At 72.2% G+C, this 4907-nt stretch carries 4 protein-coding genes; 3 read left to right on the top strand and 1 reads right to left on the bottom strand.

Annotation, left to right across the window (positions count from 1 at the left end; genetic code table 11):
* The 3 genes from B7L92_RS37655 to B7L92_RS37645 all read left to right on the top strand — a co-directional run.
* Positions 1 to 1319: GntT/GntP/DsdX family permease (locus B7L92_RS37655; RefSeq protein ID WP_081241594.1), on the top strand; the 1319-nt coding region annotated here is incomplete at its 5' end.
* Between the two features lie 12 nt (positions 1320 to 1331).
* Positions 1332 to 2093 carry an SDR family oxidoreductase gene (locus tag B7L92_RS37650; protein WP_081241593.1) on the top strand — a complete coding sequence of 254 codons (762 nt, stop codon included), beginning with the start codon at positions 1332 to 1334 and terminating at the stop codon, positions 2091 to 2093.
* A 14-nt stretch (positions 2094 to 2107) separates the two neighbouring features.
* Positions 2108 to 3133 (top strand): L-idonate 5-dehydrogenase, encoded by a 1026-nt coding sequence (locus tag B7L92_RS37645; RefSeq protein WP_081241595.1) that lies wholly within the window; start codon positions 2108 to 2110, stop codon positions 3131 to 3133.
* Positions 3134 to 3314: 181 nt separating this feature from the next.
* Here the strand turns inward: B7L92_RS37645 and B7L92_RS37640 are convergent, their stop codons facing one another.
* Positions 3315 to 4856 carry an APC family permease gene (locus B7L92_RS37640; RefSeq protein WP_081241592.1) on the bottom strand — a complete coding sequence of 514 codons (1542 nt, stop codon included), beginning with the start codon at positions 4854 to 4856 and terminating at the stop codon, positions 3315 to 3317.
* Positions 4857 to 4907 lie beyond the last annotated feature (51 nt).

The raw sequence follows: 4907 nt of genomic DNA, 5'->3' as shown, positions 1-4907 counted from the left end.
TCGCCGTCCTGGCGGGCATCGCCGTCATCGTCCTGCTCATCACCAAGTACAAGTTGCACGCCTTCCTGGCGCTGACCATCGGGTCGCTGGCGCTCGGCGCGTTCGCAGGGGCGCCCCTCGACAAGGCGATCGGCAGCTTCAGTGCCGGACTCGGCTCCACCGTCGCCGGTGTCGGCGTGCTCATCGCCCTCGGGGCGATCCTGGGCAAGATGCTCGCCGACTCCGGCGGCGCCGACCAGATCGTCGACACCATCCTCGCCAAGGCGAAGGGCCGCACCATGCCCTGGGCCATGGTGCTGATCGCCTCGGTGATCGGTCTGCCGCTGTTCTTCGAGGTCGGCGTCGTCCTGCTGATCCCCGTCGTGCTGATGGTCGCCAAGCGCGGCAACTTCTCCCTGATGCGCATCGGCATCCCGGCGCTCGCCGGTCTGTCCGTGATGCACGGTCTGGTCCCGCCGCACCCCGGCCCGCTGGTCGCCATCGACGCGCTCAGCGCCAACCTCGGTGTGACGCTGGCGCTCGGCGTGCTCGTCGCCATCCCGACGGTGGTCATCGCCGGTCCGCTGTTCGCCAAGTACGCCGACCGCTGGGTGGACGCCCAGGTCCCCGACCGGATGATCCCGCAGCGCGCCTCCGAGGAACTGGAGAAGCGCCCCGGCTTCGGTCCGACCCTGTTCACCATCCTGCTGCCGGTCGTGCTGATGCTGGGCAAGGCCCTGGTCGAGATCGCCATCGACGACCCGGAGAACGGCGTTCAGCGCGTCTTCAACGTCATCGGCTCCCCGATGATGGCCCTGCTCGCCTCCGTGCTCGTCGGCATCTTCACGCTGGGCATGCCCGCCGGGTTCGGCAAGGAACGGATCTCGCAGCTGGTCGAGAAGGGGCTCGCCCCGATCGCGGGCATGCTGCTGATCGTCGGCGCGGGCGGCGGCTTCAAGCAGACGCTGATCGACTCCGGCGTGGGCCAGATGATCATGGAGATCTCCAAGGACTGGTCGATCCCGACGCTGCTGCTGGGCTGGCTGATCGCGGTGGCGATCCGGCTGGCGACCGGTTCGGCGACCGTGGCCACCATCTCGGCGGCCGGCCTGGTGGCGCCGCTCGCGGCCGACCTGTCGACCACGCACGCGGCCCTGCTGGTCCTCGCCATCGGCGCCGGCTCGATCTTCTTCAGCCACGTCAACGACGCCGGCTTCTGGCTGGTGAAGGAGTACTTCGGCCTGAGCGTCGGCCAGACCATCAAGACGTGGTCGGTCATGGAGACGATCATCTCGGTGGTCGCCGGCGGTCTGGTCCTGCTGCTCTCGCTGGTCATATAGGGGTACGGAAAGATGACGGCTCATTCCCTGTTCGACATCAGCGGCCGCACGGCCCTGGTGACCGGCTCCAGCCGGGGCATCGGACTCGCTCTGGCCCGCGGACTGCTCGAGGCGGGCTGCAGGGTCGTGCTCAACGGGCGGGACGGCGAACGCCTCGCCGAGGTCGCGGCCGAACTGCCGGGCGACGTCCACACGGCCGTGTTCGACGTGACCGACAGCGCCTCGGTGGCCGCGGGGATCGCGGACGTGGAGGAGCGGGTGGGCCCGCTCGACATCCTGGTCAACAACGCGGGCATGCAACTGCGCGCCCCGCTGCTGGAGTTCACCGACGCCGACTGGCACCGCGTCCTCGACACCAACCTCACCAGCGCGTTCCTGGTCGGCCGGGAGGTCGCCCGCGGGATGACGGAACGCGGCCACGGGAAGATCATCAACATCTGCTCGCTGCAGAGCGAGGTGGTCCGCCCCGGCATCGCGCCGTACGCGGCCACCAAGGGCGCGCTGAAGATGCTCACCAAGGGCATGTGCGCGGACTGGGGCCCGCACGGGGTCCAGGTCAACGGGCTCGGCCCCGGCTACATCGAGACCGAGCTGACCGAACCGCTGGTGAAGAACGAGGAGTTCAGCGCCTGGGTGCGGGGGCGGACGCCCGCCGGGCGCTGGGGGCGTACCGAGGACCTGGTGGGCGGGGTGCTGTTCCTCGCCTCCCCCGCGGCCGACTTCGTCGGCGGGCAGGTGCTGTACGTCGACGGCGGCATGACGAGCGTGCTGTGAAAGGGGTGGCGGAGATGCTCGGTTGTGTGATTCACGGTCAGGGCGACCTGCGGGTCGAGGAGCAGGCGGTGCCGTCCCCCGGTCCGGGGCAGGCGCTGGTCGCCGTCCGGTACGGCGGGGTGTGCGGGTCCGACCTGCACTACTGGCGGCACGGCGGGGTGGGCGACTTCCGGCTCCGGGAGCCGATGCTGCTCGGGCACGAGGTCGTCGGCACCGTCGTCTCGTACGGTGACGGGGCCTCGGGTCCGGCCGCCGGTACGGCCGTCGCCGTGCACCCGGCGACCCCGTGCGGGGTGTGCCCCGAGTGCGTGGACGGGCGGCGCAACGTGTGCCGGGACACCCGGTACCTGGGCAGCGCGGCGCGCTTCCCGCACGTGCAGGGCGGTTTCGCGGCGCGGATCGTCGTCCCCGCCGAGCAGCTGCGCCCGCTTCCCGCCGGGCTGGAGCTGCGGCGGGCGGCTCTCGCCGAGCCGCTGTCCGTCGCCCTGCACGCGGTGCGGCGGGCCGGGGAGGTGGCCGGCCGGCACGTGCTGGTCACCGGGGCCGGGCCCATCGGCTGCCTGGTCGTGGCGGCGGCGAAGGCGGCCGGGGCGGCGAAGGTGACCGTCACCGATCTGCTGCCGAAGGCGCTGGAGTACGCGCGGGCCGCGGGCGCCGACACCCTCGTGCGCGCCGACGACCCGGACGACGCCGGATGGCCGGCGGAGGTCGACGTGGCGATCGAGGCGTCCGGCGTGGCCGCGGGGCTGGAAGCCTGTCTGCAGCGCGTGCGGCGAAGCGGAGTCGTCGTGCAGCTCGGCATGCTCCCGCCGGGGCAGAGCCCGTTCGCGGGCAACCTGGTGGTGAGCCGGGAGATCGAGCTGCGCGGGGCGTTCCGCTTCGACACCGAGTTCGACGCGGCGCTCGAACTGCTCGCGGCCCAGCCCGCCTTCGACGAGCTGGTCAGCGCGGTCGTCCCGGTCCGGGACGCGGAGTCGGCGTTCGTGCTCGCCGCGGACCGGAGCCGGTCCTGCAAGGTCCTGCTGGACTTCGGTTCCTGAGCCGCTGCGCCGCTTCTCGGCCCCGGCGGGTCTCGACCCGCCGGGGCCGACGCGTTCACCACGGTCGTCGGCGGGGAACGCCGACGGCTGTCCGGCGTTCGGGGGCCCGCCCTCCCGTTCGAACGGCCGCGCCCCGGCCGGGCCGGGGCGCGCGCCGTCGGGCTCGCGCGAACGCCGCTCCCTACGGGGTGCGCTCGGCTTCCTTCTCCAGCTGGAACGCCTCGTTGCCGAGCCCGATGCGGGCGTGGGTCTCGGGGGCCCGGGCGCGCAGGACCGCGCCCTGGACCAGTCCGACGACGAGGGCGAGGCCGATGACGCCGGGCAGGATCCAGCTCAGGGAGGAGCCGGGGCCCGCGCCGACCAGGACGTCGAAGTCCTTCACCGTGTAGCAGGCGATCACCACCAGGGCGATGCCCGCCAGCGAGGAGGTGACCAGTCGCCAGGCCTGGGCGCCCGCGGCACCGCGCCGGACGAAGAAGACGACGACGGACAGGGAGGCGATCGCCATCAGCACGATCACGCCGAGCGCGCCGATGTTGCCGAACCAGGTGAACAGGCGCAGGACGGGCGCGGTCGGGTCACCGGTCGGCTTGTCGTCGGTGAGCGCGAAGGCGAGGACGAACACGACGGCGACGACGGTCTGGAGCAGGGAGCCGATGCCGGGGGCACCGCTGGTGCCGGTGGTGCGGCCGAAGGCGGCGGGCAGCAGGCCCTCGCGGCCCATGGCGAAGGCGTAGCGGGCGACGACGTTGTGGAAGCTGAGCATCGCCGCGAACATGCCGGTCACGAAGAGGATGTGCAGGACGTCGGTGAAGGTGCCGCCGAGCCGGTCCTCGGTGAGGGAGAACAGCAGCCCCGCGCTCTGCTCCCGCGCGGTGCCGACGATCCCGGACGGGCCGGTGGCGACGGTGAGCGCCCAGCTGCTGATGGCGAAGAAGACGGCGACGCCGGTCACCGCGAGGAACATCACGCGCGGCACCAGGACGTGCGGCCTGCTGGTCTCCTCCGCGTAGACGGGGGCCTGCTCGAAGCCGAGGAAGGCCGCGATGCAGAAGCACAGGGCGGTGCCCACGCCCGCGCCGGTGAGCGTGTCCGGGTTGAAGGCGTGCAGCGACAGGCCCTCCCCGCCCGGGTCGGCGATGGCCGCGACGTCGAAGACCACGACGAGCAGCACCTCGATGACGAGCAGGACGCCGAGCACGCGCGCGTTGACGTCGATCTTCAGCCAGCCGAGCGCGCCGACGGCGGCCGCGGCCACGAGCGCCGGTATCCACCAGGCGACCTCGAGGCCGGCGTAGGTGGCGAAGAGACCGGAGACCTCGAAGCCGAAGATGCCGTAGATGCCGACCTGGAGGGCGTTGTAGGCGACGAGCGCGACCAGGGCCGCGCCCGCTCCGGCGGTGCCGCCGAGACCTCGGGAGATGTAGGCGTAGAAGGCGCCGGCGTTGTGGACGTGCCGGCTCATCTCGGCGTACCCGAGGCTGAACAGCACCAGCACGGTGCCGAGGACCACGAAGAGCAGCGGCTGGCCGACGATGCCCATCACCGCGAATGTGGTGGGCATGACACCGGCGACCACCATGAGGGGCGCGGTCGCGGCGAGGACGGAGAGCAGCAGGCCCCCCGTGCCGAGGCGGTCGGCGCGCAGGGCGCGCTCCTGCCCCTTGAAGGTGCTGATGCTCTCGGCCGCGGATCTGCTCGTGCGCGAACTGTCCGTCGTCATCGGGAGACCGTCCTTGGGTCGGGTGTGGTTGCGGCGGCTGGGTCGGGTGGG

Origin of the sequence: Streptomyces viridosporus (genome assembly GCF_002078235.1) — a bacterium.
Lineage (GTDB): Bacteria > Actinomycetota > Actinomycetes > Streptomycetales > Streptomycetaceae > Streptomyces > Streptomyces viridosporus.
The sequence above is the reverse complement of the archived record's forward strand: the minus strand, read 5'-3'. Positions and strand labels throughout refer to the sequence as shown.